Genomic DNA, 25,655 nt, shown 5'->3' with positions numbered 1-25,655 from the left:
TGATGCTGGCACTCGCAAGATGGCTGATGCGTGGCACGCCCTATGCCGCAGGCGGGGCAGCGCTAGCAGCGTTAGTGCCCTGGCTGTTTTGGTTGGGTGCGGCCATCGCGGCGTTAGTGACCTTGCGCAAGGGCTTTGCTCCCGCGCTTCCGGTGATTATCGCTGCGGCATTACCAGCTGGTTTCTGGTGGGCGCAGGGTGATGTGATTCCGCTGGCGAGCGTATTACTCGTCTCGTTAATGGCGGTCATATTGCGCGAAAGGATACGCTGGAGCGAAGCTCTGATCGTTGGCACCTTAGCGGCCGCGATCATGGTTCAGCTGGGCATCTTCAGCCCGCCGGGTGGCACCGAACTCATGCTGGAGCAGCTGCGCGAGAGCTCGCAAGAGATCGACCGCATGCTCACGGAGTTTGCCAACCAAGGCATCGATACGACGACTCTGGCCGCCATGGTCATTGGCGGCGTCACGGGGTTGGTTGTGCTGTTAGCGGCCATCGCATGTTTGGCGCTAGCACGCAGCTGGCAGGCTGGGCTTTATAACCCAGGTGGCTTTCGTGAAGAATTCCATGCGCTGCGCCTGGCCCCTAAAGAGCTCGCTATTTTAGTAGTGCTTGGGGTGGCAGGTATGGTGCTGGGAGCGCAGGCGCTGGCCATGCTGAGTTGGATTCCGCTGCTGATAGCCGGTATTGCGTTAGTGCATGGGTTTATTGGAATTAAGGGGATGAACGGGCTGTGGCTGGTGGCATTTTATGTGCTGCTGATCACGACCTGGCCCACGATTCTCATTGTGCTGCTGTTGGGGCTGATTGATACATTCGCGAACGTTCGCGCACGCCTTGCCCGCAGCAATTGACAAGAGGTTTACGAGATGGAAGTCATTCTGCTCGACAACATTGGTAAGCTGGGCGGCCTGGGTGACAAGGTCACTGTTAAGCCTGGTTATGGTCGTAACTACTTGGTGCCTTACGGTTTAGCCGTACCGGCTACCAAAGAGAACGTTGAAGCGTTCGAAGCGCAGCGTGCAGAGCTTGAAGCTCAAGCCGCTGAGCGTAAAGCAGAAGCCCAAGCACGTGCTGAGCAGCTTAACGACATCGAACTGTCGTTGGTTTCTAAAGCGGGTGATGAAGGTAAACTGTTTGGTTCTATCGGTCCGCGTGACCTGGCCGACGCGATCTCCTCTGCTGGCATTGAAGTTGCCAAGAGCGAAGTCCGTATGCCGCAGGGCCCGATTCGTCAAACTGGCGAATACGACATCGACCTCCACCTGCATGCAGAAGTGGACGCCGTTGTACGCGTGGTCGTTGTCGCCGAGTAATCTCGCTCGCCAACGCTAACGCCTCTAAGGGCGCGGGATATCCCGCGCCCTTTGTCTTTTTAAGCTGCTACTGATTCGCTATGCCAGTGGTACGAAGGAAGCTGCCCGGCTAAGATAAGCGCCGTTGGCAATGCGTTATTTTAAGGAGCTCGCTATGCAGGACCAGCCTTCTGCTGATCAAGAAACGGCGGCGCTTAAGCTGCCGCCGCACTCGCTAGAGGCGGAGCAGTCGGTGTTAGGCGGGCTTATGTTGGACAATCAGGCGTGGGACAACGTCTCTGAGCGCTTGGTAGCCGACGATTTTTATCGTTATGAGCACCGGTTGGTGTTCAATGTCATGATTCATCTAGCGGAGTCAGGGCAGCCGCTAGACGTAGTCACGCTTTCCGAAGCGCTGGAAGCCCGTGACCAGTTAGATACTGTAGGTGGGCTCGGGTTTTTGGCAGAGCTGGCCCGCAATACACCCTCAGCCAGCAACATTCGCGCCTATGCAGATATTGTTCGCGAACGCGCCACGCTGCGTAAGCTGATTCGGGCAGCCAATCAAATTGCTGAAGGGGCGTTCTCTCCGCAAGGGCGGCCCGCCGATGAGCTGTTAAACGAAGCCGAGCGGCTAGTGTTTCAAATTGCCGAAGAGCGCCCCAAAACGGGTGGCCCCATTGGTATGAGCGACCTGCTTACCAAAGCGGTCGACCGTATCGATGAGCTCTTCAACCTCAAAGGCGAGATGACCGGGCTATCGACCGGCTTCCGTGACCTGGATGAAATGACCTCCGGCCTGCAGCCCTCGGACTTGGTGATCATCGCCGGGCGTCCGTCGATGGGTAAGACGACTTTCGCCATGAATTTAGTAGAGCATGCGGTGATTGCCAGCGATAAGCCCGTCATGGTGTTCTCTATGGAGATGCCTGCTGAATCGTTAATGCTGCGTATGCTCTCTTCGCTAGGGCGCATTGACCAAACGCGGGTCCGCTCGGGGCAGTTAGAAGATGAGGATTGGCCCCGCCTTACCTCAGCGGTGAATCTACTTAAAGACAAGCAGCTGTTCATCGATGATACCGCCGCGCTCTCACCCAATGAGATGCGCTCACGCTTGCGCCGCGTGGTACGCGAGCACGGCAATATGGCGCTGATCATGATCGATTACCTTCAGCTGATGCAGATCCCAGGCTTTTCTGAAAACCGCACCGGTGAGATCTCTGAAATCTCCCGCTCACTCAAAGGGTTGGCAAAGGAGTTCAACTGCCCGGTCGTGGCGCTTTCGCAGCTGAACCGCTCGCTAGAGCAGCGCCCCAACAAGCGCCCCGTGATGTCGGATTTGCGCGAATGTGTCACGGGAGACACGTTGGTCATGCTGGCTAATGGAGAGCGACAGCCCATTCGCGAGCTGGTGGGGAAAACGCCTAGCGTTGTCTCGTTAGGGGAGAACGGTAGGCTCCATCGCTCCGCCACGGATCTAGTGTGGTCAGTGGGTGTCAAACCCATATTTGAAGTCTCCCTCGCTAGTGGGCGGCGTATTCGTGCCACTGCTAAGCATCGCTTAAAAGCACTGTGGGATTGGAAAACCGTGGCCGAGCTGAAGGTGGGTGACCGTATTGCGTTAGCAAGGCAACTCCCCGAGCCAGAGAACCCGGTGGTATGGGAGGAGCACGCGCTTATCCTGCTAGCCCATTTGTTGGGCGACGGCAGCTATGTCAAAGGCCAACCGCTACGTTACACCACGGCCAGCGAGGCGAATAGTGAGGCTGTCCAGTGCGCCGCTGAGCAATTTGGTTCAACCGTTACCCGCCATGCCGGGCGTGGTAACTGGCATCAGCTCGTCATTGCTGGTAATGGCAATCGATGGCATGCACAAGGGGTAGGGCGTTGGTTGAAATCATTGGGGATTTTTGGGCAGCGCTCTGCTGAAAAATATATTCCTAGCGATGTTTTCAAGCTCTCCAATCAGCAGCTGGCGCTATTTATGCGTCATCTGTGGGCAACCGACGGCAGCATTACGACGGATAAAAATGGCCGAACCCGGCTCTACTTCGCAACGGTTAGCCGTCGCCTTATAGATGATGTTAGCGCCCTGCTGCTGCGCTTCGGTATTGTGGCCAGAATTCGTCACGTTCTATCGGGTGAAGGTGGCGGATGGTATACCGCAGATGTATCGGGAAGCGAGCAACAGCAGCGCTTCGCCCGGCTGATTGGTACATTTGGTCATCAGCAGCCAGCGCTGGAGCGAATTAAAGCGTCAACGATGACGGCCAACACCAATATCGATACTTTGCCGCAGGAGGTATTTGATCACGTTAAACAAGCCATGGCGGCGAAAGGGATAAGCCAGCGGCAAATGGCGGCGATGCGGGGTACGGCCTATGGAGGCGCATCGCACTTTAGCTTCGCACCTTCACGTGCCACGCTCAGCAGTTACGCTGACGTGCTCGGTGATGCTGCTTTATCGCAAATAGCCTCCAGCGAGCTATTTTGGGATCAGGTCGTCGAGATACGTTCCTGTGGGGAAGAAGAGGTGTTTGACTTAACCGTACCGGGGGATGCGTGCTGGTTAGCCGACGGTATCGTGAGCCATAACTCGGGAGCGATCGAGCAGGATGCTGACGTCATTGCCTTCGTTTACCGGGATGAGGTGTATAACCCGGATAACCCTGACAACCAGGGGATTGCGGAGCTGATCATCGGTAAGCAGCGTAACGGGCCGATTGGTACGGTGCACATGGCCTTTATTGGTAAATACACGCGCTTTGAGGACCTGGCTCCCGATAGCTACGGCGAAGCGTTTGGCGATTAACTTGAGCGACATGGGGGAGAACGTATAATGCGCACCCTCATGAGCAGTTCGCCTCGAGCAGATAGAGAGACAGGAGTAACAAATGGCAGGTGGTTTTAGGCGCGGTAACCGCAAACGTCTTCCTAAGCTGGAAGGCCGCGGTGAACTCCAGTCGCTAGAGCGCGAGGGGCCTTTTAAAGAGTGGCTGGGCATGCCCGACCTTTATCGCTACTTTCTGGTAGTGGAGGGAGAGAAGTACAGCTACCAAACGGAAGATGCTGAGCTTCCCGTCGCGGTCGGCGACAAAGTAGTGTTTCGGTACAAAGAGACCAAAGGCGGTAATTGGATTGACCGCAACTCGCTGGGTAAGGCGATTGACCCGTCCGAGTATCAGTAAATCGACCATAAGTTGACGAATTGGTCAGGAACTCTTTTCTGTTATTGCCCTCTTAGGCAGTTAGTGCCACGGTAATATTATTGTCATGGGGCCGCGTCATGCTGTGCTCCATGACGATGACCAATAACAGGAGGGAACCATGGAACTGAAAGAGCTAAAACAGTTCGTCGCAAGCCACGACAACTTTGAGATTCGGGTGATTACCCATTCGGGAAGCCGCTTCTACCAAGTAGAGCTAGAAGATGTAGAAGGCGAACGCCATATACTGATGCAACGTAATAAGCCGATGCTGTTCCGTTCATTAGATGACGTTTATCTGGAGCTAAAACGTGCAGGCATCCATCGCGCTTACCTGGTGCAACATGTGCCGCAGGATGAAGTGATTGGTCACGACGCCCATTACAGCTCGCCGCTGACCTCGCGTATGCCGCTAGTTTTTTAATCACTGGTTAACGGTTTAACCTAACGCTTTTCCCACCACAGCCCCAGCCGGATACGGCGTCGGGCAAAAAAACGGTAGCCTGCATCCATCATGCTTCGCAGGCCCGGTAAGCAAGAAAGTCTTACCAGCCGCCGGTAGCCCAACACCGCATACAGGGCCCGGCTGGCGTCCATGCCGATAAACCATCTCCCCTGATTATGCCGCGACTTTGCCGAAAAGTGTTAAGATTTTGCCCATTATGTACTGCACCTAAGGAGTGAGCGAGATGGCCGATAGCGTTGTAAAGGATCAACCCGGTGAGGGGCGTTTAACTCATGCGCCCAGCAGTCACCCTGCGGTTCCCCGCGCCAAGGTGGGCGTAGTTCTGGCCAACCTGGGAACACCCGATGCCACCGACTACTGGTCCATGCGCCGCTATCTCAGCGAGTTCTTATCCGATAAACGGGTTGTGGATTACGCCAGTTGGAAATGGCAGCCGCTGCTGCAGCTGATCATTCTCACCAAGAGGCCTTTTTCATCTGGCCATGCGTATAAAAGTATTTGGAATAATGAGAAGAATGAAAGCCCGCTGCTAACCATCACGCGTTCCCAAACGGAAAAAATGACCGAGCGCTTAAAGGCGTTGTATGGCGATGATGTAGAAGTTGATTTCTGCATGCGCTACGGCACCCCCTCCACCGATAGCGTGCTAAAGCGTATGAAAGAGAAGGGCTGCGAGCGCATTGTGTTCTTCCCGCTTTACCCGCAATACGGCTCGCCCACCACCGCGACGGCGAATGATCAGGCGTTTCGCACGCTGATGAAGATGAAGTGGCAGCCCTATATTCGCACCGTGCCCGCTTATTTTGAGCATCCTGCCTATATCCAGGCGCTGGCGAATTCGGTACAGGAAGCTTATGACGGGTTTGAGAGCCGCCCGACCAAGTTAGTTGCCAGCTATCACGGGGTGCCTGAGCGTTATTTAATGGAAGGCGACCCCTACCACTGCCAATGCCAGAAAACCACACGGCTGCTGCGTGAGAAGCTGGGCTTAAGCAAGGAGGAGGTGGATACCGCCTTTCAGTCGCAGTTTGGCCCCGAGAAGTGGGTTGGCCCGCAAACAGTGGAGCACGTTGCCGAGCTGGCCAAGCAGGGGCATAAGCATATTGCGATTCTTTCGCCAGCATTCTCTTCTGATTGTGTGGAAACCCTTGAGGAGATCAAAGAGGAGATCCATGACAGCTTTATGGAAGCGGGTGGCGAAACCTTTAGCTATATCCCCTGTTTGAATGACCGCGATGACCATATAGATGCACTGTTAGCAGTGGTCAATAACGAGCTCTCTGGCTGGTTGTCGACACCGTAAAGTCGCGTATTTGCTATAAAAACCGTCTAGCGTATTACGTTAGGCGGTTTTTTATTGGGGCCGTCTTTTCTAGAAATGTGAGAAACGCTAGTATAAGGTTTGTGCATATAAAATCACACTTATTCAACGTTTAAGCGGCTTGTGCATCTGTATAGGCGGCTTATTGGGATGAATGAACGTCACTAGGGAGAAAGCGCCGGATGCAATTTGCCGTGTTAATGGGCTTCGTGTTGGCAGCGTCTTCACCGCTGCTCAACCGTTGGTTTGGGGAGCGAACAAGCCTGCTGCTTGCGCTGTTTCCGGCGTTGCTGGCTGGTTGGCTTTTTAGTCAAGCGCCCCTGGTGTTGAGTGACGGGCCTCAGTTACTTGAGTGGTCGTGGGTGCCTTCGCTAGGCATTAGCCTTAGCTTTTTACTGGATGGCCTTTCTCTGCTGTTTGGCTTGCTGATCACGGTGATTGGCACCTGTGTCCTGGTGTATGCGGGTGGCTACTTAAAAGGCCACCAAGATATTGCCCGTTTTCACCTCGCCCTCGTCGCCTTTATGGCCTCTATGCTGGGGCTTGTGTTAGCGGACGGCCTGCTGACGCTGTTTATTTTCTGGGAGCTGACCAGCATCACCTCGTACCTGCTGATTGGCTTTAACCATACCGATATTGAAGCACGCAAATCCGCTCGTCAGGGGCTTTTTGTGACGGTTGCTGGTGGCTTGGCGTTAATGGCAGGTTTGGTGCTATTGGGTATCGCCAGCGGCAGCTGGTCTCTGAGTGAGATTTTGCAGTCAGACGATGACCTGCGCCAGCATGCGCTTTATGTCCCTATGCTGATCTGCTTATTGCTAGGAGCCTTTACCAAGTCGGCGCAGTTCCCATTCCACTTCTGGTTACCTAACGCTATGGCGGCGCCGACCCCTGTGTCGGCCTACCTGCACTCCGCTACCATGGTGAAAGCGGGGATTTACCTGCTGGCACGCCTACAGCCGGAGTTGGGTGGCACGGCCATGTGGGTGACAATACTCTCAGTGGTGGGGGCGACCACCATGCTGACGGGTGCCTTCTTAGCCATTCACCATACCAATATCAAAAAGCTGCTGGCCTACTCCACCATTATGGCGCTGGGAACGCTCACCATGCTGCTGGGGATTGGCTCCGAATACGCCATGACCGCTTTTGTCACCTTTCTGCTCGCCCACTCCATGTATAAAGGGGCGCTGTTTATGGTGGCGGGCATCCTTGACCATGAAACCGGCACGAAAGACGTCACCGCCATGGGCGGATTACGGAGCGTTATGCCTGTCACGGCAGTGATCGCTTTTGTGGCGGCGCTCTCCTTGGCAGGGGTGCCGCCGCTGTTTGGCTTTATCGGTAAGGAACTCATGTTGGAGGCAGCGTTAGGCGCCGAGCGCGTTCAACTGTTGCTGGTGCTGTTTGCCTTCCTGGCAGCCATCTTGACCATTGCGGTGGCGGCGATTGTTGCGCTACGGCCGTTCTACGGCGCACGCCATGAAACTCCCCAAATACCCCATGAGGCGCCGTTGAGTATGCTGATAGGCCCAAGCCTATTGGCATTCGGGTCGCTCGCGCTTGGCTTGGCCCCTGCTGTGCTAGGGGCCGATGCGCTCTTGACCTCGGCAGCAACGGCGGTTGCGGGGGAGACGCTGCCGGTCTCGCTTTCGCTGTGGTACGGCGTCAACGTGGCGCTGATTATGTCGGTGGTGAGCTTGATCCTCGGCTTTTTGCTGTTCAAGCGGTGGGACAGCGTACGCGCCCAGTTAGCCAGGTTGGCACCGGTGATGCGTCATGGCCCCGAGGCGGGGTACGAAGGCTTGATGAATGGCATCGTGCGCTTCTCCGAATGGCAGACACGCCTGCTGCAAAACGGCTATATGCGCAATTACATCCTGGTCATGCTTGTAGTGCTGATCGCGCTGATTGGCAACTCAATACTGCTGCGCCACTCTCCGCAGCTGGCGCTCTCCCTAGACGTGCGTTTCCATGAAGTCATTGTGGTGGGCACCATGGCAATGGGGGCGCTGTTTGCCACAATTTCACGCTCCCGCTTAGGCGCCGTGGTATCGGTGGGCATTATGGGCTTCTCTATCGCGCTGATCTTTATTCTGTTTAGCGCGCCAGATTTGGGGATTACCCAACTGCTGGTAGAAACCATGACGGTGATCCTGCTGGTATTGGTACTTTTCAGATTGCCGCGTTTTTCAAATCTCTCCACCAATCTTGAGCGCATCCGTGATGGGGCCGTTGCGGCCACCATGGGGGTGTTAATCTTCTTGCTGATCATAACCGCTTGGAGTATCGACCAGTTTGAATCGATCTCTACCTATATGGTGGAAAACAGCGCGCCGCTTGCCTATGGTCGCAATATCGTCAACGTCATTTTGGTGGATTATCGTGCCCTCGATACGCTCGGCGAGATGTTTGTTTTAGCGTTAGCCGCGATTGGTGTGATTGCGATGCTAAAGCTGCGTCATGGGGAGACAGAAGGCAAAGCGGCGGATAGCGACAAAGCCAGCGTGAAGGAGCCCTACGATGGTTAAATCAGGCACGATTATTCTGAATACGGCAGCGCGGTTCCTGATGCCACTGCAACTGATGTTCTCGGTTTTTCTGCTGCTGCGTGGCCATGACGAACCGGGCGGCGGCTTTATTGCCGGATTGGTAGCAGCTGGGGCGTTCACTCTTTACCTGTTTGCCTTCGGGGTTAGTGCCACCAAAGAGGTGCTGCGCATGGTCGACCCGCGAGACTTGATCGGCGCAGGACTCTTTTTTGGGATGATCTCGGTAGTGCCTGCTTGGTTTATGGGGCAGCCTTTTCTGACTGCTCAGTGGTGGACGATTCCGGTGATCGACTTTAAAGCGTCTACGCCGCTGATTTTTGATATCGGAGTGTATCTGGCGGTGTTGGGGTCGGTGATGGGCATGGTCATGGCATTAATGGAGGTGGATAAGGATGAGCCATAAGTTACCCAACCCGCTGTTTGCAGGAGGCCGTCCATGGAACCGTTAATGGCACTGGCGATTGGCCTGTTATACGCCACCGCTATTTTTATGATGCTACGCCGCTCTATCGTCAAACTCGTGATTGGCTTGATGCTACTCTCTAATGCCGCCAACCTGCTGATTTTTACTACCGCCGGTATGACTCGTGGCGCACCGCCGCTGATTCCTGAAGGGATGATGCAGCCTTTGGGCGATGTCGCTGACCCACTGCCTCAAGCGGTGGTGCTTACCGCTATCGTGATTGCCTTTGGGGTATTGGCGTTTGCGGTGGTATTGATCCGCCGGGCCTACGAAATCGTTAAGGCAGATGATTTAGACAAGATGAAGGATACCGACACGTGAGGCCTGAAGTCGCACTTCCCGTTTTGCTGCCGCTGCTTTCCGGGGCCATTTCGCTGATGTTTTGGCGCTCGCGGCCCATGCAGCGCTTTATTGCCGTGGCTGGCAACGTCGTACTATTTATCGTCAGCCTGTGGCTGTTCGTTGCGGTCTTAGAAGATGGCTACATCACCATTCAAATGGGCAGCTGGCCAGCACCGTTTGGGATAACGCTCGTCGCTGACATGCTCAGCGCTGTGATGATTCTGCTCACCGGAATCATCGGCTTGGCCATGGGGATTTACTCCCTGGCGACGACTGGCCGCGGCCACGAAAAATTTGGCTACTACCCCCTTATGCATCTGCTGTTGGCGGGTGTGGCGGGTGCTTTTTTAACTGGCGATATCTTCAACCTCTATGTCTGGTTTGAAGTCATGCTGGTGGCTTCGTTTGCGCTCCTGACGCTGGGAGGCGAGCGCGCGCAGATGGAGGGCGCCATCAAGTATGTGACGCTCAATCTGCTGGCATCGGTCATTTTTCTCACTGCGGTAGGCCTGCTTTACGGCACGGTGGGCTCACTCAATATGGCCGATATCGCGCTGCGCATGGATGAAGCCGAGCACAGCGGCATGGTCGAAGTGCTGGCGGTGATGTTTATGGTGGCCTTTGGTATCAAAGCCGCTGCGTTTCCGCTGTTTTTCTGGCTACCTGCTTCTTATCACACGCCTCCGGTGGCGGTATCCGCACTGTTTGCAGGCCTGTTAACCAAAGTGGGCGTTTACTCACTGTTCCGGGTATTTACGCTAATCTTCGATCAGACCATGGGCTACCTACAGGACATCATGCTGTGGGGGGCCGTTCTCACTATGGTGACCGGCGTGCTGGGGGCGGCCGCCCAGTATGAATTCCGGCGTATCCTCTCGTTTCATATCGTCAGCCAGATTGGCTATATGATCCTGGGGCTGGCGCTCTATACACCACTGGCGATTGCAGGCGGTGTGTTTGCCATCATGCACAACATCATTGTGAAGACGAACCTGTTCTTAATTAGCGGGATTACCCACCGCCTACAGGGCACTTACCAGCTTAAAAAGATGGGCGGGCTATATCGTGAACGCCCTTGGCTGGCCGTGGCGTTCTTTATTAGCGCCTTCTCTCTGGCGGGCATTCCGCCGCTGTCGGGTTTCTTTGCCAAATTCGTGCTGGTGCGCGCAGGCTTTGAGGCAAAGGCTTACGTGGCGACCGGCATCGCCCTGGCAGTGGGTTTGATGACGCTCTACTCCATGGTGAAGATCTGGAACGAAGTGTTCTGGAAGGCGCTACCTGAAGAAAACCAGGTGCCCGAAACACCGACACCGACAGGCGATGATGGCCGGTTGCTGAAGCCCAGCCTGTGGATGATGTATCTGCCTGTCGTGGTGCTGGCCATGATGTCCCTGCTCATCGGCGTGTTTGCCGAACCCATCATGCTGGTGATGAACCAAATAGGCGATCAATTGATGGCGCCCTCAGGCTATATCGAAGCGGTACTCGGTGCCTCCGCAAGTGCGGAAGCAGCGCTACTGGATCCCATTGAGATACAGGCCGAACGTGTCGATGACCGCTTGGAGGAAACACCATGACCGGCGCCATTTGGAACCTCTTGCTTGGTTTGGCCTGGGTGCTGCTGAGCGGCGACTTCTCCGGGTTGAATTTGTTGGTGGGGATGATTTTTGGCTATATCGCGTTGCTGCTGATTGAGCCTCAAGTCGATGGGTTGAAAGGCTATCCTGCTCGTGTGCCGCGCTTCATCGGCTTTCTCGGTTTTTTCATCAAAGAGTTGGTTCAGGCCAACTTACGCGTGGCATTCGATATCCTGACGCCGCCTTGGCACATGCAGCCGGGGGTCATTGCCTTACCGCTGTCGGCACGCACCGAAATGGAGATCACCCTGGTGGCGAATCTGATTTCGCTCACACCGGGTACCCTGAGCCTAGACGTGTCCGATGACCGTAAAGTGTTGTATATCCATGCGATGTTCCTGGACGACGAAGAGGAGCTTCGACGCAATTTGAAAGAGATGGAACACAGGGCACTGGAGTTATTTCGTTAATGGAAACCGTGATTTTAATTAGTCAGGTGATCATGGGCTTGGCGCTCGTGCTGACCTTCGTTCGCGTGGTGCGCGGACCTAGTCTGCCAGATCGCGTAGTGGCCCTAGAACTGTTCTCGACAACAGTCGTGGGGTTGGTCGGTGTGTATGCGATTCAATCGGGCGTCTCGAGCTTCTTGGACGCCGCGATCGTGATTGCGCTGATGGGCTTTTTAGCCGCCATTGGCTTTGCGCGCTTTTTAGAACGTGGAGGGCCGCGGGATGATTGATGTAATTAAAGGGGCCATGCTGCTAACAGGGTCTAGTTTTATGCTGTTAGCCGCCGTTGGTTTACTTCGCTTGCCTGACTTGCTGACGCGTATGCACGCCACCACCAAGGCGGCGGCGCTCGGGGTGATTTTAATCATGCTGGCATCGGCCATGCATTTTGCTGAAGTGGGCGTAGTGGCACGCTCGTTTGCCATTATTGTGTTTATCTTAATCACTGCGCCGATTGCCGCCCACGTGATTGGGAGGGCCGGATACTTCGTGGGCTCAAGGCTGTGGAGCGGCACGGTGAAAGATGAATTGCGTCCTAACTACGACCCGCTTACCCATGAGCTTAAAAGCGGCATGGAAACCCAGGAAAACGCCAAGCGACACCCGCGTAACACCGACCCAGATTAGCGCGATGAGCACTACCAACGACTTCTTTAAGCCACCTCGTTGTGGCTTTTTTTATGCCTAAAAAACCCGAAATAGAGACGCTATTCTGAAAAACTGTTATGTCAATTTATGTACAATAATTGTACTGTATAAGATGTTTTGTCCATGTATTGCGGCGTGGCGTGGCAGCGACTCCGCGACCCACGCCAAGCTAGATATTTCAACGTATTAAAGCAAGCGGGCCATTACGACCCCAAAGGGCTTTACGTGGCATACTGGCTGCCAGCCCCTGTTCTCTGCCCTTCGGTTTAGCGGCCTAGGGGTGGTATCTCCCTCATTTCTGAGCCATCATCCAGCTCACGCCAAGGATTGCTGAGAGAAGAATGCTATGCCGTTAATACCCGTGTCATTACCCGCCGTGTCGCTGAAACATAACAATTCGTTGAATACTCGCCGAGCCGCTGTATTCCCGTTGTTATTCGTTGCCGCTACGACGCTTGCTCTCCACAGCCCTGCCACACACGCCAGCCCGCAACTAATGACCGAGGTAGATGCAGGAGCCGCTGAAGAGGTGCGCTATGCCAACTTCAATCAGTGGTTAAGCGAGTTTCGTCGCTATGCCGCCAACCAAGGGATTAGCGAAGCGACGCTAGCCTCCGCCTTTGATGGCCTGCGCTACCGCGAGCGGGTGATTGAATTAGACCGCTACCAGCCTGAGTTCGTGCGTGCCATTTGGCAGTATTTGGATAGTGCCGTGTCTACCGCGCGTATTACCAATGGTCAGGAGAAGTACGCGCAACACCGTGAAACAGCCCAGCAGATGCAGCAGCGCTATGGCGTACCAGCAGAAATCATCGTGGCCATCTGGGGCGTTGAGAGTAATTACGGCAGCAACTTTGGTGATTTCTCGACGCTAGAGTCCCTCGCCACGCTGGCCTATGATGGCCGTCGGCGAGACTTTGCTCGTGGGGAGCTGCTAGCAGCACTACGTATTATTGACCAGGGCGACATTGCCGCAGAGCAGATGAAAGGCTCTTGGGCGGGAGCGATGGGGCATACCCAGTTTATTCCCAGCAGCTTTGAGGCCTACGCGGTGGATGGCGATGGCGATGGTCGCCGCGATATTTGGGGTAGCATACCCGATGTGATGGCCTCTACCGCGAACTATCTGGCGCGGGCGGGCTGGCAGGCCGGGCAGCCGTGGGGTACCGAAGTTGTGCTGCCTACCTCCTTTGATTACGCCCAAACCGGCCGCAAGAGCAGCGCTGAGTGGGCCGCGCAAGGCGTGCGTGCGGTGAACGGTGACCTGCCTTCCTTCGATAGTGCAGCGGTGATTGTACCGGCCGGGGCGAATGGCCCCGCGTTTATCGTAGGTCCCAATTTCCGCGCTATCTTGCGTTACAACAATGCCACTAGCTATGCGCTGGCGGTTGCCACGCTAGCCGACGCCATTGCTGGGCGAGAGGGCATTTCGCAAGCATGGCCACGCGATGAGGCACCTTTAACCCGTGATGATGTCAGAACGCTCCAGCAGCGTTTGAACAACGCCGGTTACGCGGTAGGCACTGCCGACGGCATTATGGGGCCGAATACTCAGGCGGGGCTGCGTGCCTTCCAGCGCGACCAAGGCCTAGTGCCGGATGGCTTTGCTACTCAGTCGCTGTTAGAGCGGTTGCGCTAGCTCAGGGCGCTTTCATCGCTGTTTGAATCTCTTTGATAGCTAGGCAAACTTCTCACCAAGGATGAGTCGCAATGGGAAAAACATTTCTAGGGGTGTTGGGGGCGAGCGTATTGGCTGGTTCCCTGTTGGTCAGTGCTACCGCACAGGCTGAGGATAAGGTCTTCGGCTGGGTGGAAAATGCTTACATCGAGCCATGGGGGATTGCCGTCAAAGCCAAGCTGGACAGCGGGGCGTTGACCTCTTCTCTGGATGCCCGAGACATTGAAATGTTTGAGAAAGAGGGTGAGGAGTGGGTGCGCTTTCGTTTGAAGCTGGAAGATCAAGAGAGCGGTGACACCTTTAGCGACCAAATCGAGCGTCCTCTCTATCGCGAGCAAACCGTGCGCGGCGCTGGGGGTCGTGACGAGCGCCCGGTGGTGCTGATGGACGTGTGCATGGGGGATACCATCTACGAGGAGCAGTTTAGCCTGCGTGACCGAGAAGAGATGATCTATCCGCTACTATTGGGGCGTCGTACCATCAGCCACCTGGGCTTGTTAGACGTACGCAATACGTTTCTACAGGAACCCGAGTGTGGAGAAAACGCTGTGTACGTTCCCCACGACCCCGAAGACGACCAGTCTTGATCCTTTATTAGTCAGGTAGCACTCAAAACAGCCGTGACAGCAGCGCTGTGACGGCGGTTTCGACCCGTAGGATGCGAGGGCCTAAGTGCATTCCCTCGCAGCCTGCCGCCAGTAGCTGCTCCACTTCCCACGGGATAAAACCGCCTTCGGGCCCCACCAGTAATAGCGTTGGCTCATCAATACCGCGCGGGCAGGCATTCTCCATGCCTGGGTGGGCAACTAATCCTCTTCGTTCTGTTAGAAGTGCCGGTAGCTGCTCTTCCATAAAAGGACGAAACCCTTTGCAGAGCGTCACGTTAGGCAGTTGAGTATCCCGCGCTTGTTCTAGCCCAAGTATCAAATGCTGATGAATTTTTTCTGGCCGCAGTTCTGGCGACTGCCAGTAACTCTTTTCAACCCGCTTGGTGTGCAGCAGGGTAATCTCTTTGACTCCTAACGCCGTGACGTGCTCAAGCGTGCGTGCCAGCATACGCGGGCGCGGCAGCGCCAGGACAAGATGAACGGGCAGGGCAGGCGGCGGCGGTTCGTTGATATCTTCCAGCGCAAACAGAGCCTGCGTTTTGTTGAGCTCCGTTAGCGTGGCCTTACCCATAGCGCCGCCTTGAATACCCACGGTTAAGCGATCGCCTTCGTTAGCGCGGTGTACTTCATGCAGATGGGTCAGGCGGCGCGCATCGGTAATACGAGCGTGGTGACCATCGACCTCGCTCGGGTCTAGCAGTATCAAATTCATAGTCGTCGTCTATTGGTCATAGGAAAGGCGTACTTAACAGCACTAATCCGCTAAGCTGGCTTGCATGGGCGCGTGTTGCAGGCACAATAGCAGCAACGGCGACAAAAGCCTCTATCGTGTTTAAGGAGATGCGCTGTGCGCGTAATTCGCAAATATGCCAACCGCAGGTTGTACGATACTCAGCAGAGTCGTTATGTCACTCTTGAAGACTTGCGGCGTTTAATCATTGAAGAAGAGCCGTTTCGCGTTGAAGACGCCAAGAGCGGCGAAGATCTGACGCGCACCATTTTGCTATCGATCATTATCGAACAGGAGCAGGCGGATAGTGAAGCCGAAGTGTTCTCGAACGACCTGCTGGCCCAGTTGATCCGTGTGTACGATATGTCCTCACCGCTGCCGCTGGCGCGTTATTTGGAGCAGGGCACCCAACTGATGCTGGAGCAGCAAAAGCGCATGCAGACCCAGTGGCAGCAGGCGATGCGCCACTCACCCATTGAGTTTATGCGTGAACTGGCCGAAGAGAATATGCGTTTCTGGCAAAATGCGCTGAACCAGCCTACCCAGACGGATGACGACGATAAAACGGACAAAAACTCCTAATCCCCCTTTAGGCCACGTTAGGGACGCGTTGTGGCATAATGCGCCCCAACGACGCTCTCCCGTTTGAGAAGGATACCCATGAAAGTTTTGATGATCGGTGGCGGTGGCCGCGAACATGCCCTTGCTTGGAAACTTGCCCAATCCAATGATGTCGAGCAAGTGTTTGTGGCACCTGGCAACGCAGGGACCGCCACAGAACCTAAGCTGACCAATATCGCTATCGGCGCAACCGACCTGGATGCCTTGGTGGCGTTTGCCCAGCAAGAGCAGATTGCGCTAACCGTGGTGGGCCCAGAAGCTCCGCTGGTGGAAGGCGTAGCGGATCGGTTCCAAGCCGCTGGTTTGACTATCTTTGGCCCCAGCCAGCGCGCGGCACAGTTGGAAGGCTCCAAATCGTTCACCAAAGACTTTCTGGCCCGCCATCACATTCCCACCGCCGATTACCAAACCTTTACCGCTGTCGAGCCAGCATTGGCGTATTTAGCTGATATGGGCGCGCCCATCGTCATCAAAGCGGACGGTTTGGCGGCAGGTAAAGGCGTGATTGTCGCCATGAGTGAAGCGGAAGCCGAAGCGGCGATCCGCGATATGCTTGAAGCCAACGCCTTTGGTGACGCTGGCGCGCGAGTCGTCATCGAAGAGTTTTTGGAAGGTGAAGAAGCCAGCTTTATCGTGATGGTGGATGGCGAAAACGTCGTGCCCATGGCCACCAGCCAAGACCATAAGCGTGCCTACGATGGCGACACCGGCCCCAATACCGGCGGTATGGGAGCCTACTCCCCGGCACCGGTAGTGACACCGGAAGTAGGTGCGCGGATTATGGAGCAAGTGATTTTGCCCACCGTGCGTGGCATGGCGGAAGAGGGCAACGCTTACACCGGCTTCTTGTATGCGGGGCTAATGATTGACCCGCAAGGCAACCCCAAAGTAATCGAGTACAACTGCCGTTTTGGTGACCCGGAAACCCAGCCGATTATGATGCGCCTTACCTCCGATTTAGCGGCGCTCTGTTTAGCAGGTGCCAAGGGCGAACTGGCAGACAAGCAGTGCGAGTGGGATAGCCGCGCAGCGGTGGGCGTGGTGTTGGCGGCAGGTGGCTACCCCGGCAGCTACCGCAAAGGTGACGTGATTCACGGTCTAGCCGATGCCGAGCAGGCGCAGTGCAAAGTCTTCCATGCAGGGACGGCGCAAAACGCAGAGGGTGATATCACCACTGCTGGCGGTCGCGTGCTGTGTGTGACCGCCCTGGGCGATAGCGTCTCAGCTGCCCAGCAGCAGGCGTACCAAGGGGTTAAAGCGATTCACTGGGATGGCGTTGAGTTCCGTCGTGATATCGCTTTCCGTGCCATCGCGCGCGAGCAGTAATTACCGGCCTTTTAAGGTCAAACCGTCACCCAGCAAGGAGTTGAACTATGGAGCGTGTTTCGCAGGAGTTCCCTAACGCAGCGGTTATCCATCGTCATCCGCTGACTGTGCGGGTGACGGATATGAACTACGGCCGCCATCTGGGGCATGATGCGCTGGTATCGCTGCTTCATGAGGCTCGTATGCAGGCCTTCGCCGCCCTCGATCTGCCCGAGTGGGATATACACGGCTACCCAAGCGTTGTGGTTGACCTCGCCGTGCAGTATCAACAGGAGGCCCGCTTTCCCGATGCGCTGGTGATAGAAACGGCAGTGCCCGACCCAGAAGGCAAAGCCTTAACGGTGTTCCATAGGGTGACTAAGGCGGAAACGGGCGATGTGGTGGCTACCGCTCGGGTAAATAAACTACTGATTGACTTGGCTGCTGGCCGCCCGGTAGCGATTCCCGATACGGTGAAGCAAACGCTTGCTGATGCAAGGGGGGGATAATGTCCCGAGAATATCCCATCATCGCGGTAACGGGTTCGTCAGGGGCGGGTACTACTACCGTGCGCCGCAGCTTCGAGCGCATGTTCCTACGTGAAGATGTGCATGCTGCCATGGTGGATGGGGATGCGTTTCACCGCTATACCCGCGATGACCTAAAGCGCATTTTCCGTGAAGAGCCAGAACGTAAAGATGAGCTATCCCACTTTGCCGTAGAAGCCAACTTGCTTGATCGCCTGGAAGGTCTGTTTATCGAGTACGGAGAGCACGGTGCTGGCATCTTCAGGCACTATATCCATGCGGAAGATAAGCAGAAAATTGAAGCCGGGTATCGGGTGGGCACCTTCACCGAGTGGCAGTCGCTGCCTTGCGGCACTGACTTGTTGTTTTACGAAGGGCTGCACGGTGGGTTAGTGACCCAAGAGTACGATATTGCCCGCCATGTGGATCTATTGGTGGGTGTTGCGCCGACCATGAATCTGGAGTGGATTCAAAAGATCGACCGGGACACAAAGCTGCGCGGCTACTCTCAGGAAGCGGTGATTGACACTATCTTGGGCCGTATGGATGACTATGTGCGCTATATCCAGCCACAGTTTTCCCGTACCCATATCAACTTCCAACGGGTGCCCACGGTCGATACGTCCAACCCCTTTGAAGTGCAGGATATTCCGACCGATTCGGAGTCGTTTGTGGTCATCCGTTTCCGCGACCCTTCAACGGTGGATTTCCCTTGGTTACTGGCGATGATTAAAGACTCCTTTATGACCCGCCCGCATACCCTGGTGGTGCCCGGCGCTCGTATGTCATTGGCGATGGAACTGATTCTGGCACCGCTGGTTCGCCACTTACTGTCGCAGCGCCGTTTTCGCTAACGGGGTAAGCGGGGCTGCCTTTTATCGATAATAAACGCGCCAAACCTAAGGAGGCCGCGATGGAGTGCCTGTTCTGCAAAATTATTAACCGCGACATTCCCGCTGATATCGTGTTTGAAGATGAGCACGTGCTGGCGTTTAATGATATTAATCCCCAAGCGCCGACCCATCAGCTTATTATCCCTAAAAAGCATATCTCGACGCTTAACGATATTGCCTCTGACGACTTAGCCCTTGTGGGCCGCTTGCAGCACACCGCCGCGCAGCTCGCCAAGCAGCAAGGGTTTGCCGAGGATGGCTACCGCGTGGTGATGAACTGCAACGAAATGGGCGGGCAGACCGTCTACCATATCCATATGCACCTCATGGGCGGGCGTGAGTTTACTTGGCCAGCTGGTTAAACTGTCTCAAAAGCTAACGATACACAGCACTCCATAAAAAAGCCCTGCGGCGGGAAACGCCAGCAGGGCTTTTGCATTGCATAACGCCTAAAACATTAGGCGTCGATGCGCTTGTACTTCATGCGCTTGGGCGTGTCATTACCGACGCGTTTCTTGTGATCTTCTTCGTATTCGGTGTAGTTACCGTCGAAGAACACCACTTCTGAATCGCCTTCAAACGCCAGAATATGCGTGGCGATACGATCCAGGAACCAACGGTCGTGAGAAATCACCATGGCACAGCCAGGGAAGGCGAGCAAGGCTTCTTCCAGGGCGCGCAGGGTTTCGATATCCAGGTCGTTAGAGGGCTCATCCAGCAGCAGCACGTTAGCACCCTGTTTTAGGGTTTGCGCAAGCTGCAGGCGGCCACGCTCACCACCGGAAAGCTCATCCAGACGCTTCTGCTGGTCGTTGCCTTTGAAGTTAAAGCGACCAACGTAGGCTCGCGAAGAAACTTCATAGCCATTGATGTTGAGAATATCCTGGCCATCGGACACTGCTTCCCAGACAGTTTGCTTGTCGTCTAGGGCGTCGCGCAGCTGTTCAACGTAGGCAATGTCGACGGTTTCGCCGATTACCACTTCGCCAGCATCCGGCTGCTCTTTGCCGGTTACCAGCTTAAACAGCGTCGATTTACCGGCACCGTTACCGCCCACAATACCCACAATCGCCCCTGGGGGAATAGTAAAGGAGAGATCCTGGTAGAGCAGTTTTTCGTCAAAGCGCTTGGTAACGTTGTGGAACTCGATCACTTTGTCACCCAGGCGCGGGCCTGGCGGAATGTAGATCTCGTTGGTCTCATTACGCTTCTGGAAATCGCCAGACTGCATCTCTTCAAAGCGGTTAAGGCGCGCTTTGCTCTTCGCTTGGCGGCCTTTGGCGTTGCTGCGCACCCACTCAAGCTCTTGCTTGATGGCTTTCTGACGAGACGCTTCCTGTTTGGCTTCTTGGGTCAGGCGCTGCTCTTTCTGCTCAAGCCACTGGGAGTAGTTGCCTTCAAACGGAATACCTTGGCCGCGGTCCAGCTCAAGAATCCAGCCCGCGACGTTATCCAAGAAGTAACGGTCGTGGGTAATCGCAACGACAGTGCCGTTGTAGTCATGCAGGAAGCGCTCCAGCCACGCCACGGATTCAGCATCCAGGTGGTTGGTGGGCTCGTCCAGCAGTAGCATGTCCGGGCTTGAGAGCAGCAGGCGGCAAAGCGCCACACGACGACGCTCACCACCAGAAAGGTTGCCTACTTTGGCATCCCACGGCGGAAGGCGCAGCGCTTCTGCGGCTACCTCCAGCTTACGCTCAAGGTTGTGGGCATCGGCAGCTTCGATAATATTCTCAAGCCGTGCCTGCTCGCTGGCCAGGGCGTCAAAGTCGGCATCGGGTTCGGCGTAGGCAGCGTATACCGCGTCTAGTTTTTCCTGCGCCTCTTTGATGGCGCCTAAGGCCTCTTCGACGGTATCCCGAACGTTTTTCTCGTCGTCCAGCTGCGGCTCCTGGGGCAGGTAGCCCACGTTGATGCCGGGCATCGGACGAGCTTCACCTTCAAACTCTTTATCGACACCGGCCATAATGCGCAGTAGCGTGGATTTACCGGCACCGTTTAAGCCCAGTACACCGATCTTGGCGCCAGGGAAGAACGAGAGCGAAATATCCTTGAGAATTTGCTTTTTGGGCGGCACTACTTTGCCAACCCGATTCATGGTGAATACGTATTGCGCCATGGAAATCCGTTAGGTTGTGGTAAAAGCGAGACCAGCAAATATGCTGGCTTGGTGCACAGATGATAGTGCCCAGCGCGGCTAAAGGCCAGCAAAGCAGTGGGGCAAACGTAGAGTGGTCAAGCCGCAAAGATAAGGGGCACTCATTTGGGTGCCCCTCGGGTATGTCCACCTTAAAAACGCTTAACAGATTGGCAAGGCGCTACTCTTCTTCGTCCCAGTCATCTTCAATCGCGCGCTGTAAGCGACGCTCTTCAAGCCACGCTTCTACCTGACGGCGAGCGCGCAGAGTATCCGCTTTACTGGGTTTGCTTTTACCGTAGTGATCGTCGTTGACTGCATCCAAGTTATCAAACTCGTCAGCATCAAGCCCATCGTTGGTGTAGGTTTCACGATTTAAGGGGTCACGGCTCATGGTATGCCCTCCAACCCAAGCCGGCGCACCGGCATCACAACGGCTCCTTACCCAACAGAAGCAAAGTAAGAAGCGCCTAACGCTAAACAAGCGCCTTGCCGCTATATAACGCCACTTGGATTGAAGTTCAAGCCCTATCTTTGTTTTTATGATGGCAAATGTTTATTTGGCGTTTTCTTGCTGATTTTTTAGCGCTGCCAGTGCCAATTGGGCCTCAACTCGTTCGGTCACATCTTTCTGAACGCCGATGTAGTACATCAATTTGTCGGCTTCGTCATAAACTGGCGTAATTGACAGCTCATTCCAGAACATAGTGCCGTCTTTACGGTAGTTACGCAGCACTTCCCGCGAGGGGCGGCCATCCTGTAACGCTTCGCGGATCGACGATAGCGCATCCTGGTCGCGGTCTTCGTTTTGCAGAAAACGGCAGTCGCGATACAGAATTTCATCCGCACTGTAGCCCGTTAAGCGCTCAAAGCCCTTGTTCACGTAAATCAGGATGTTTTCGTCACCTTCCTGCTCCGCAACGACGATGCCATCTTCAGAAGCGTCAATAATGCGCTCAAGTAACTCCGGGTTGATCAAGGGAGATCGTTTCATCAATGGATTCCTGTTGCTTTCGTTCTTTCGTAGCCATGGCGCTGTTGATCAGCGCGGGGCTCTCTTACTGCAGGACGATGCGGAATTTCACACTACCGAATAGAGGTAGAATAGCAAAAAAACAGCTCTCTACCGCCAACTGCTGCCCATCATGGCGAGCGTTGAGGTGCTTTGCAATCAACAACGCTATTCGGCTTCCGGTAACCGCTGTGCGCTGAACATCGCCCCCACTGCCGTGAGCGCCAAGACCACCAGCAACATGGCGCTTCCTAGCCATTGCGCCAACGCGCCGATAATACCCCCGACAACCAGCATCAGTACGCCCGTAAGCGTATTGGAAAGCGCTACGTAAAGGGCGCGATTGTCTTGGCTGGCAATATCCACCAAATAGGTTTTGCGACCCAGGCGAACACCGTGATGCACAATCACCAATAGCGCATAAATCGCGGCATAGGGTAAAACGCTCTGCGTCCAGTCACCCGGCAACCAAGCTAAGGCCGCGCCTAATAGGCAGCACAACACCGTACCCACGGCAGCGTCGCGCATGACCCGGCGGCTGGACTGATCCGCGCGTTTTCCCCATATCGGGCTTGCCACCATAGCGGCTAGGCCGGATACCACCACTAAAATGCCTAGGCCGCCCAGCTCGGTTCCGCTCTGCTGCTGGCCGAGTAGCGCCAGGTAAGGCAGCGCCAGCGCGCTTGAAAGTAGCAGGGCCCTAGCGACATTGAAGTGTAAAAACGTGCGGTCTTCACGCAGTAGCGATAGCCCCAACTTAATGCTATCCCAGGCGTTTTCGCCGCCCTCGATGGAACCTGGCACCTCTTTAATGCGGGCTGCGCACAGCGCATTGAGTAACCAGCCAGCGGCCGCTACGCCAAGCAGTATGGCCAATGCCAAATTGCCGGGTCGGTCACCGAACCACATCAATACACCGCCGGCAACCAGCGTTGCACCACCCGCGACGCTGCCGCTCCAGCCCATCAAAGTGCCTCGGCGGCGCTTGGCGATGGTTTTGCCGAGCACGTCCTTGGTGGCAATGGAGGAGAGCCCCCGTGCCAAGGAGAGCATGACCAACGCGGCCAACACCAACAAGCCGCCGATAGCCCCGCTGCCTATCAGGGCCAGTAACGCCAAAGCAATAGCCGCCACCGCCTGCAGCACGGCCCCCACCACCCACACCCACTTGCGCTGGGGCTTTAGGCGAATAAAGCCAGCCACAAACAGCTGGGGGAGGAGGGCGCCTGCTTCACGAATCGGTACTAATAACCCCACCATCCATACCGGAGCGCCGATAATACCCAGCAGCCAGGGCAGCACTAAGCGGGCGCTCGACAGCTCATCCGCTAACTTATTACCTAACGAAGCGAAAAGGTGCAGGAAAAAGTTGTGCGGCTGCTCTTGGCAGGCATCGTCAGGTATATCGTCGCACATACGGCTATCGTCATCGCCTGTCAGCCACTCGTATAACTGCGTCTGTGAAACTTCCGGTTGAGCCATGTCGGTTCCTTGGCGATTGCTAATTTAAGATGACAGAATGCCTACTTAGGATGCCACACTGTATTTTAAAACCTGTATTTAAAAAGCCCTGTGTTCCAAAAGCCTGTGCTTTAAAAACCTGTGTTTCAAAGGAACGGATAGATAAGGACGCAAAAAGATGACCCGCATTCACATTCGCTACTGTACCCAATGCCAGTGGCTGTTGCGTAGCGCCTGGTATGCCCAAGAACTTCTCTCCACGTTTGGCGAGCAGCTAACAGAGGTCGCGCTCTCCCCCTCCCGCGGCGGTACGTTTGAGATCTGGTGTGGCGACACGCTGCTATGGGAGCGCAAGCGCGATGGTGGCTTTCCCGACATCAAAACACTCAAGCAGCAAGTGCGTGACCAGATCGACCCTGCGCGCGACCTGGGGCATATCGACCGATGACCCAAGACCAACAGGCGATGCTGTATGGATTGGGCGCTGTAGCGCTGTGGTCGACCGTTGCCACCGCCTTCAAGGTAGCCCTTGCATGGATGAGCCCCCTGGAGCTGATGTGGATAGCGGCGCTGGTTTCCTGGCTGTTGATGGGCGCACTGGTCATCAAACAGGGCGATATGGCGCTAGCGCTGCGCCAAGGCTGGCGAACAGCGCTCTGGGCCGGGCTAATGAACCCCGTGGCTTATTACTTAGTGCTATTTGCCGCCTATGACCGGCTGCCGGGTCAAGAGGCCATGGCGCTGAACTACACCTGGGCGCTTGCTATGGCGTTTCTGGCAGTGCCGCTGCTGGGGCACCGCTTAACTCGACTGGATGTGGCGGCGGGGCTGGTGGCCTATAGCGGCGTTTGGGTAATTGCTACGCGGGGCAATGTCTTCAATGTGGCGTTTGAAGACCCTTTGGGCGTGCTGCTGGCGCTCTCATCAACCCTATTGTGGGCACTCTACTGGCTGCTCAACGCGCGGGATCAACGACAACCCCTGGTAGGCCAGTGGCAAAATTTTAGCGTTGGGTTACCGGTGCTAACCATGTTGTTACTGCTTGGCCCCGGCGTGCAGTGGCATGGCTGGCCCGCGATAGGCGCAGGCGTTTACGTCGGCCTGTTTGAAATGGGCGTAGCCTTTGTACTTTGGCAACTGGCCGTACAAAAAGTGTCCCGCACGGCTAAAGTCTCTAACCTGATCTTCCTATCTCCGCCGGTATCGCTGCTGCTGCTTTATCTTGTAGTTGGAGAGCCAATGCTGCCTTCCACGCTGGTGGGGCTAGTGCTTATTTTATGCGGGCTTGGAATACAGCAACTGCCAGGTAAACGAGAAAAGCGCGCAGCCTAAAGATGGGTTAAATCGTCAACCTACGACCTCTTTGTGTAATAACGCCATGCTATTAGGTATTATTGACATCCTCCCCACCCTCAGCTTGCGCTGCCGTCTAGCGACGGAAAGGAAGGGGGTTCCCAGGTTGTTACCTTCCTGGTTTCTGCTTCCAAGACGATTGCCCGAGGGAATGGCTTGGTTATCGCCGTAAAAGTCCCACAGTGGGGATTTTTACGGTGGCGAACCAACTCATATCCCCCAGGTCTCACATCGTCTCCACAGACGTCACTTTCCGAGTGCCCCTCGGTAGGTCGTGTCGACGTGAGCAGTATAGCACTGTGCAAATCATCAGCAAGGGCATCCTGCGGATGCCGCGCTATCCATCCGCTCACTAAAAGTAAGCGGTTTTTCGCGCTGATTGATAAAAACTCCCTCCTACAGCAGTTTATCGGGGCATTGCCGAAGGCAGGTGTAGGAGGGCACCTGATTAGGCGATGAAGACACGATTGTGGGAGGCCAATTTATTGGGCGACGGCGGCACGTTTTCTTGTATGTTTAGGAGAGATTATGCCGATTGCGCCAGGTAATTACCCAATCATCGAGCCCAACACACCACTTGGGCGCGCGCTAGTTGAGTTTTTTGATGTGCTCGTGCCTGTCTATGGGAGCGGAGAAAAGGGGCTCTTCGTCGTTGGGTGTGGAATTCGCCCCCTGAGCTGGGCCAGGATATGACCTCCACGACGACAGGAGGCATGGCATCGACGGCACCCAGATTCTGACCCTCGGCGTGGGCCTGGAAGCGCCCTGGATCGTCAAGGACCAGCACCTGGATACCTCCGTGTTGCCCGATCGCCTGGACCTCTACGTCGAGGCCGAGCGAGCCAGCCTCTACCCTTGTGCTGAGTGCGCCAAGGCCTGCCCGGCTCACGACTTCCCGGACAAGACCTGGCGGCACCTCAATTTCTTCCAGCACCACTGCTACCTGCATGC

The 25,655-nt window shown here is 55.5% G+C and carries 27 protein-coding genes and 2 pseudogenes; 23 read left to right on the top strand and 6 right to left on the bottom strand.

Translation table 11 applies throughout. The annotated features are described in order from the left end of the window. The first annotated feature begins 2 nt into the window (after positions 1–2). The 5 genes from AC13CY_RS02175 to AC13CY_RS02155 all read left to right on the top strand — a co-directional run bounded on the left by AC13CY_RS02175 (position 3) and on the right by AC13CY_RS02155 (position 4,925). On the top strand, positions 3–854 hold the full coding sequence (locus tag AC13CY_RS02175) for a hypothetical protein (RefSeq protein ID WP_062361667.1): 852 nt from the start codon (positions 3–5) through the stop codon (positions 852–854). A 15-nt stretch (positions 855–869) separates the two neighbouring features. Next, a complete protein-coding gene (rplI, locus tag AC13CY_RS02170) occupies positions 870–1,316 on the top strand; it encodes a 50S ribosomal protein L9 (RefSeq protein WP_044628492.1) in 447 nt (148 codons plus the stop codon). A 130-nt stretch (positions 1,317–1,446) separates the two neighbouring features. Further along, positions 1,447–4,107, top strand: a complete 2,661-nt coding sequence (locus tag AC13CY_RS02165) for a replicative DNA helicase (RefSeq protein ID WP_483052242.1) — start codon at positions 1,447–1,449, stop codon at positions 4,105–4,107. Between the two features lie 82 nt (positions 4,108–4,189). Continuing rightward, positions 4,190–4,483 (top strand): hypothetical protein, encoded by a 294-nt coding sequence (locus AC13CY_RS02160; RefSeq protein ID WP_044628494.1) that lies wholly within the window; start codon positions 4,190–4,192, stop codon positions 4,481–4,483. A 139-nt stretch (positions 4,484–4,622) separates the two neighbouring features. Further along, positions 4,623–4,925, top strand: coding sequence for a DUF6482 family protein (locus tag AC13CY_RS02155; protein WP_062361660.1), 303 nt, complete (start codon positions 4,623–4,625; stop codon positions 4,923–4,925). Between the two features lie 20 nt (positions 4,926–4,945). Here the strand turns inward: AC13CY_RS02155 and AC13CY_RS02150 are convergent. Continuing rightward, positions 4,946–5,122, bottom strand: a pseudogene (locus tag AC13CY_RS02150) (DCC1-like thiol-disulfide oxidoreductase family protein); the annotation flags it as partial. Positions 5,123–5,190: 68 nt separating this feature from the next. Between AC13CY_RS02150 and hemH the strand changes: the two are divergent. The 10 genes from hemH (at position 5,191) to rloA3 (ending at position 14,644) form a co-directional block, all read left to right on the top strand. Beyond that, a complete protein-coding gene (hemH, locus tag AC13CY_RS02145) occupies positions 5,191–6,270 on the top strand; it encodes a ferrochelatase (protein WP_483052241.1) in 1,080 nt (359 codons plus the stop codon). A gap of 200 nt (positions 6,271–6,470) precedes the next feature. After that, complete coding sequence (locus AC13CY_RS02140) at positions 6,471–8,819, top strand: putative monovalent cation/H+ antiporter subunit A (protein ID WP_483052240.1); 2,349 nt, start codon at positions 6,471–6,473, stop codon at positions 8,817–8,819. Further along, positions 8,812–9,243, top strand: coding sequence for a Na+/H+ antiporter subunit B (locus AC13CY_RS02135; RefSeq protein WP_044628498.1), 432 nt, complete (start codon positions 8,812–8,814; stop codon positions 9,241–9,243). Before AC13CY_RS02140 ends, AC13CY_RS02135 begins: the two co-directional genes overlap by 8 nt. Before the next feature lie 33 nt (positions 9,244–9,276). Then, complete coding sequence (locus AC13CY_RS02130; protein WP_044628499.1) at positions 9,277–9,624, top strand: Na+/H+ antiporter subunit C; 348 nt, start codon at positions 9,277–9,279, stop codon at positions 9,622–9,624. After that, positions 9,621–11,222 carry a Na+/H+ antiporter subunit D gene (locus AC13CY_RS02125; protein ID WP_483052239.1) on the top strand — a complete coding sequence of 534 codons (1,602 nt, stop codon included), beginning with the start codon at positions 9,621–9,623 and terminating at the stop codon, positions 11,220–11,222. Before AC13CY_RS02130 ends, AC13CY_RS02125 begins: the two co-directional genes overlap by 4 nt. Beyond that, a complete protein-coding gene (locus tag AC13CY_RS02120; protein ID WP_044628501.1) occupies positions 11,219–11,692 on the top strand; it encodes a Na+/H+ antiporter subunit E in 474 nt (157 codons plus the stop codon). The genes AC13CY_RS02125 and AC13CY_RS02120 overlap by 4 nt, the downstream gene beginning before the upstream one ends. Beyond that, the gene (locus tag AC13CY_RS02115; protein WP_044628502.1) at positions 11,692–11,961 is read left to right on the top strand and encodes an MrpF/PhaF family protein; all 270 of its coding nucleotides are present in this window, start codon (positions 11,692–11,694) and stop codon (positions 11,959–11,961) included. The genes AC13CY_RS02120 and AC13CY_RS02115 overlap by 1 nt, the downstream gene beginning before the upstream one ends. Further along, positions 11,954–12,358 (top strand): monovalent cation/H(+) antiporter subunit G, encoded by a 405-nt coding sequence (mnhG, locus tag AC13CY_RS02110; RefSeq protein ID WP_044628503.1) that lies wholly within the window; start codon positions 11,954–11,956, stop codon positions 12,356–12,358. The genes AC13CY_RS02115 and mnhG overlap by 8 nt, the downstream gene beginning before the upstream one ends. Before the next feature lie 367 nt (positions 12,359–12,725). After that, complete coding sequence (locus AC13CY_RS02105) at positions 12,726–14,018, top strand: lytic murein transglycosylase (RefSeq protein WP_054641073.1); 1,293 nt, start codon at positions 12,726–12,728, stop codon at positions 14,016–14,018. Positions 14,019–14,089: 71 nt separating this feature from the next. After that, entirely contained in the window at positions 14,090–14,644 is a 555-nt protein-coding gene (gene rloA3 / locus AC13CY_RS02100) for a retropepsin-like aspartic peptidase RloA3 (protein ID WP_172514719.1), read from the top strand. Positions 14,645–14,666: 22 nt separating this feature from the next. Here the strand turns inward: rloA3 and AC13CY_RS02095 are convergent, their stop codons facing one another. Further along, a complete protein-coding gene (locus tag AC13CY_RS02095; RefSeq protein ID WP_172514718.1) occupies positions 14,667–15,377 on the bottom strand; it encodes a 16S rRNA (uracil(1498)-N(3))-methyltransferase in 711 nt (236 codons plus the stop codon). Between the two features lie 135 nt (positions 15,378–15,512). Between AC13CY_RS02095 and phaR the strand changes: the two genes are divergently transcribed. The 5 genes from phaR to AC13CY_RS02070 all read left to right on the top strand — a co-directional run bounded on the left by phaR (position 15,513) and on the right by AC13CY_RS02070 (position 19,103). Next, positions 15,513–15,977, top strand: a complete 465-nt coding sequence (gene phaR, locus AC13CY_RS02090; protein WP_044628507.1) for a polyhydroxyalkanoate synthesis repressor PhaR — start codon at positions 15,513–15,515, stop codon at positions 15,975–15,977. Between the two features lie 78 nt (positions 15,978–16,055). Beyond that, the gene (gene purD, locus AC13CY_RS02085; protein WP_483052238.1) at positions 16,056–17,342 is read left to right on the top strand and encodes a phosphoribosylamine--glycine ligase; all 1,287 of its coding nucleotides are present in this window, start codon (positions 16,056–16,058) and stop codon (positions 17,340–17,342) included. Positions 17,343–17,389: 47 nt separating this feature from the next. Further along, positions 17,390–17,830 carry an acyl-CoA thioesterase gene (locus AC13CY_RS02080; RefSeq protein ID WP_089675398.1) on the top strand — a complete coding sequence of 147 codons (441 nt, stop codon included), beginning with the start codon at positions 17,390–17,392 and terminating at the stop codon, positions 17,828–17,830. After that, entirely contained in the window at positions 17,830–18,702 is an 873-nt protein-coding gene (locus AC13CY_RS02075) for a phosphoribulokinase (RefSeq protein WP_062361629.1), read from the top strand. Before AC13CY_RS02080 ends, AC13CY_RS02075 begins: the two co-directional genes overlap by 1 nt. Positions 18,703–18,761: 59 nt before the next feature. Beyond that, positions 18,762–19,103 (top strand): histidine triad nucleotide-binding protein, encoded by a 342-nt coding sequence (locus AC13CY_RS02070; RefSeq protein ID WP_230834812.1) that lies wholly within the window; start codon positions 18,762–18,764, stop codon positions 19,101–19,103. A 95-nt stretch (positions 19,104–19,198) separates the two neighbouring features. Here AC13CY_RS02070 and ettA read toward each other — a convergent pair whose 3' ends face one another. From ettA to AC13CY_RS02050, 4 genes are all read right to left on the bottom strand, one after another. After that, positions 19,199–20,860, bottom strand: a complete 1,662-nt coding sequence (gene ettA / locus AC13CY_RS02065) for an energy-dependent translational throttle protein EttA (RefSeq protein ID WP_062372782.1) — start codon at positions 20,858–20,860, stop codon at positions 19,199–19,201. Between the two features lie 199 nt (positions 20,861–21,059). Beyond that, entirely contained in the window at positions 21,060–21,272 is a 213-nt protein-coding gene (locus AC13CY_RS02060) for a PA3496 family putative envelope integrity protein (RefSeq protein WP_044628513.1), read from the bottom strand. Positions 21,273–21,434: 162 nt separating this feature from the next. Further along, positions 21,435–21,872, bottom strand: coding sequence for a PAS domain S-box protein (locus AC13CY_RS02055; protein ID WP_273423165.1), 438 nt, complete (start codon positions 21,870–21,872; stop codon positions 21,435–21,437). A gap of 186 nt (positions 21,873–22,058) precedes the next feature. Beyond that, a complete protein-coding gene (locus AC13CY_RS02050) occupies positions 22,059–23,372 on the bottom strand; it encodes an MFS transporter (protein ID WP_253505872.1) in 1,314 nt (437 codons plus the stop codon). 157 nt (positions 23,373–23,529) lie between these two features. Between AC13CY_RS02050 and AC13CY_RS02045 the strand changes: the two genes are divergently transcribed. From AC13CY_RS02045 to AC13CY_RS02035, 3 genes and pseudogenes are all read left to right on the top strand, one after another. Further along, the gene (locus AC13CY_RS02045; protein ID WP_253505870.1) at positions 23,530–23,799 is read left to right on the top strand and encodes an Rdx family protein; all 270 of its coding nucleotides are present in this window, start codon (positions 23,530–23,532) and stop codon (positions 23,797–23,799) included. After that, the gene (locus AC13CY_RS02040) at positions 23,796–24,683 is read left to right on the top strand and encodes a DMT family transporter (RefSeq protein ID WP_474787604.1); all 888 of its coding nucleotides are present in this window, start codon (positions 23,796–23,798) and stop codon (positions 24,681–24,683) included. The genes AC13CY_RS02045 and AC13CY_RS02040 overlap by 4 nt, the downstream gene beginning before the upstream one ends. Before the next feature lie 739 nt (positions 24,684–25,422). Beyond that, positions 25,423–25,655: pseudogene (locus AC13CY_RS02035) on the top strand (ISL3 family transposase); the annotation flags it as partial.

The sequence above is a fragment of the Vreelandella sp. L-15 genome (assembly GCF_056857635.1).
This window is presented reverse-complemented; position numbering and strand designations above follow the sequence as displayed.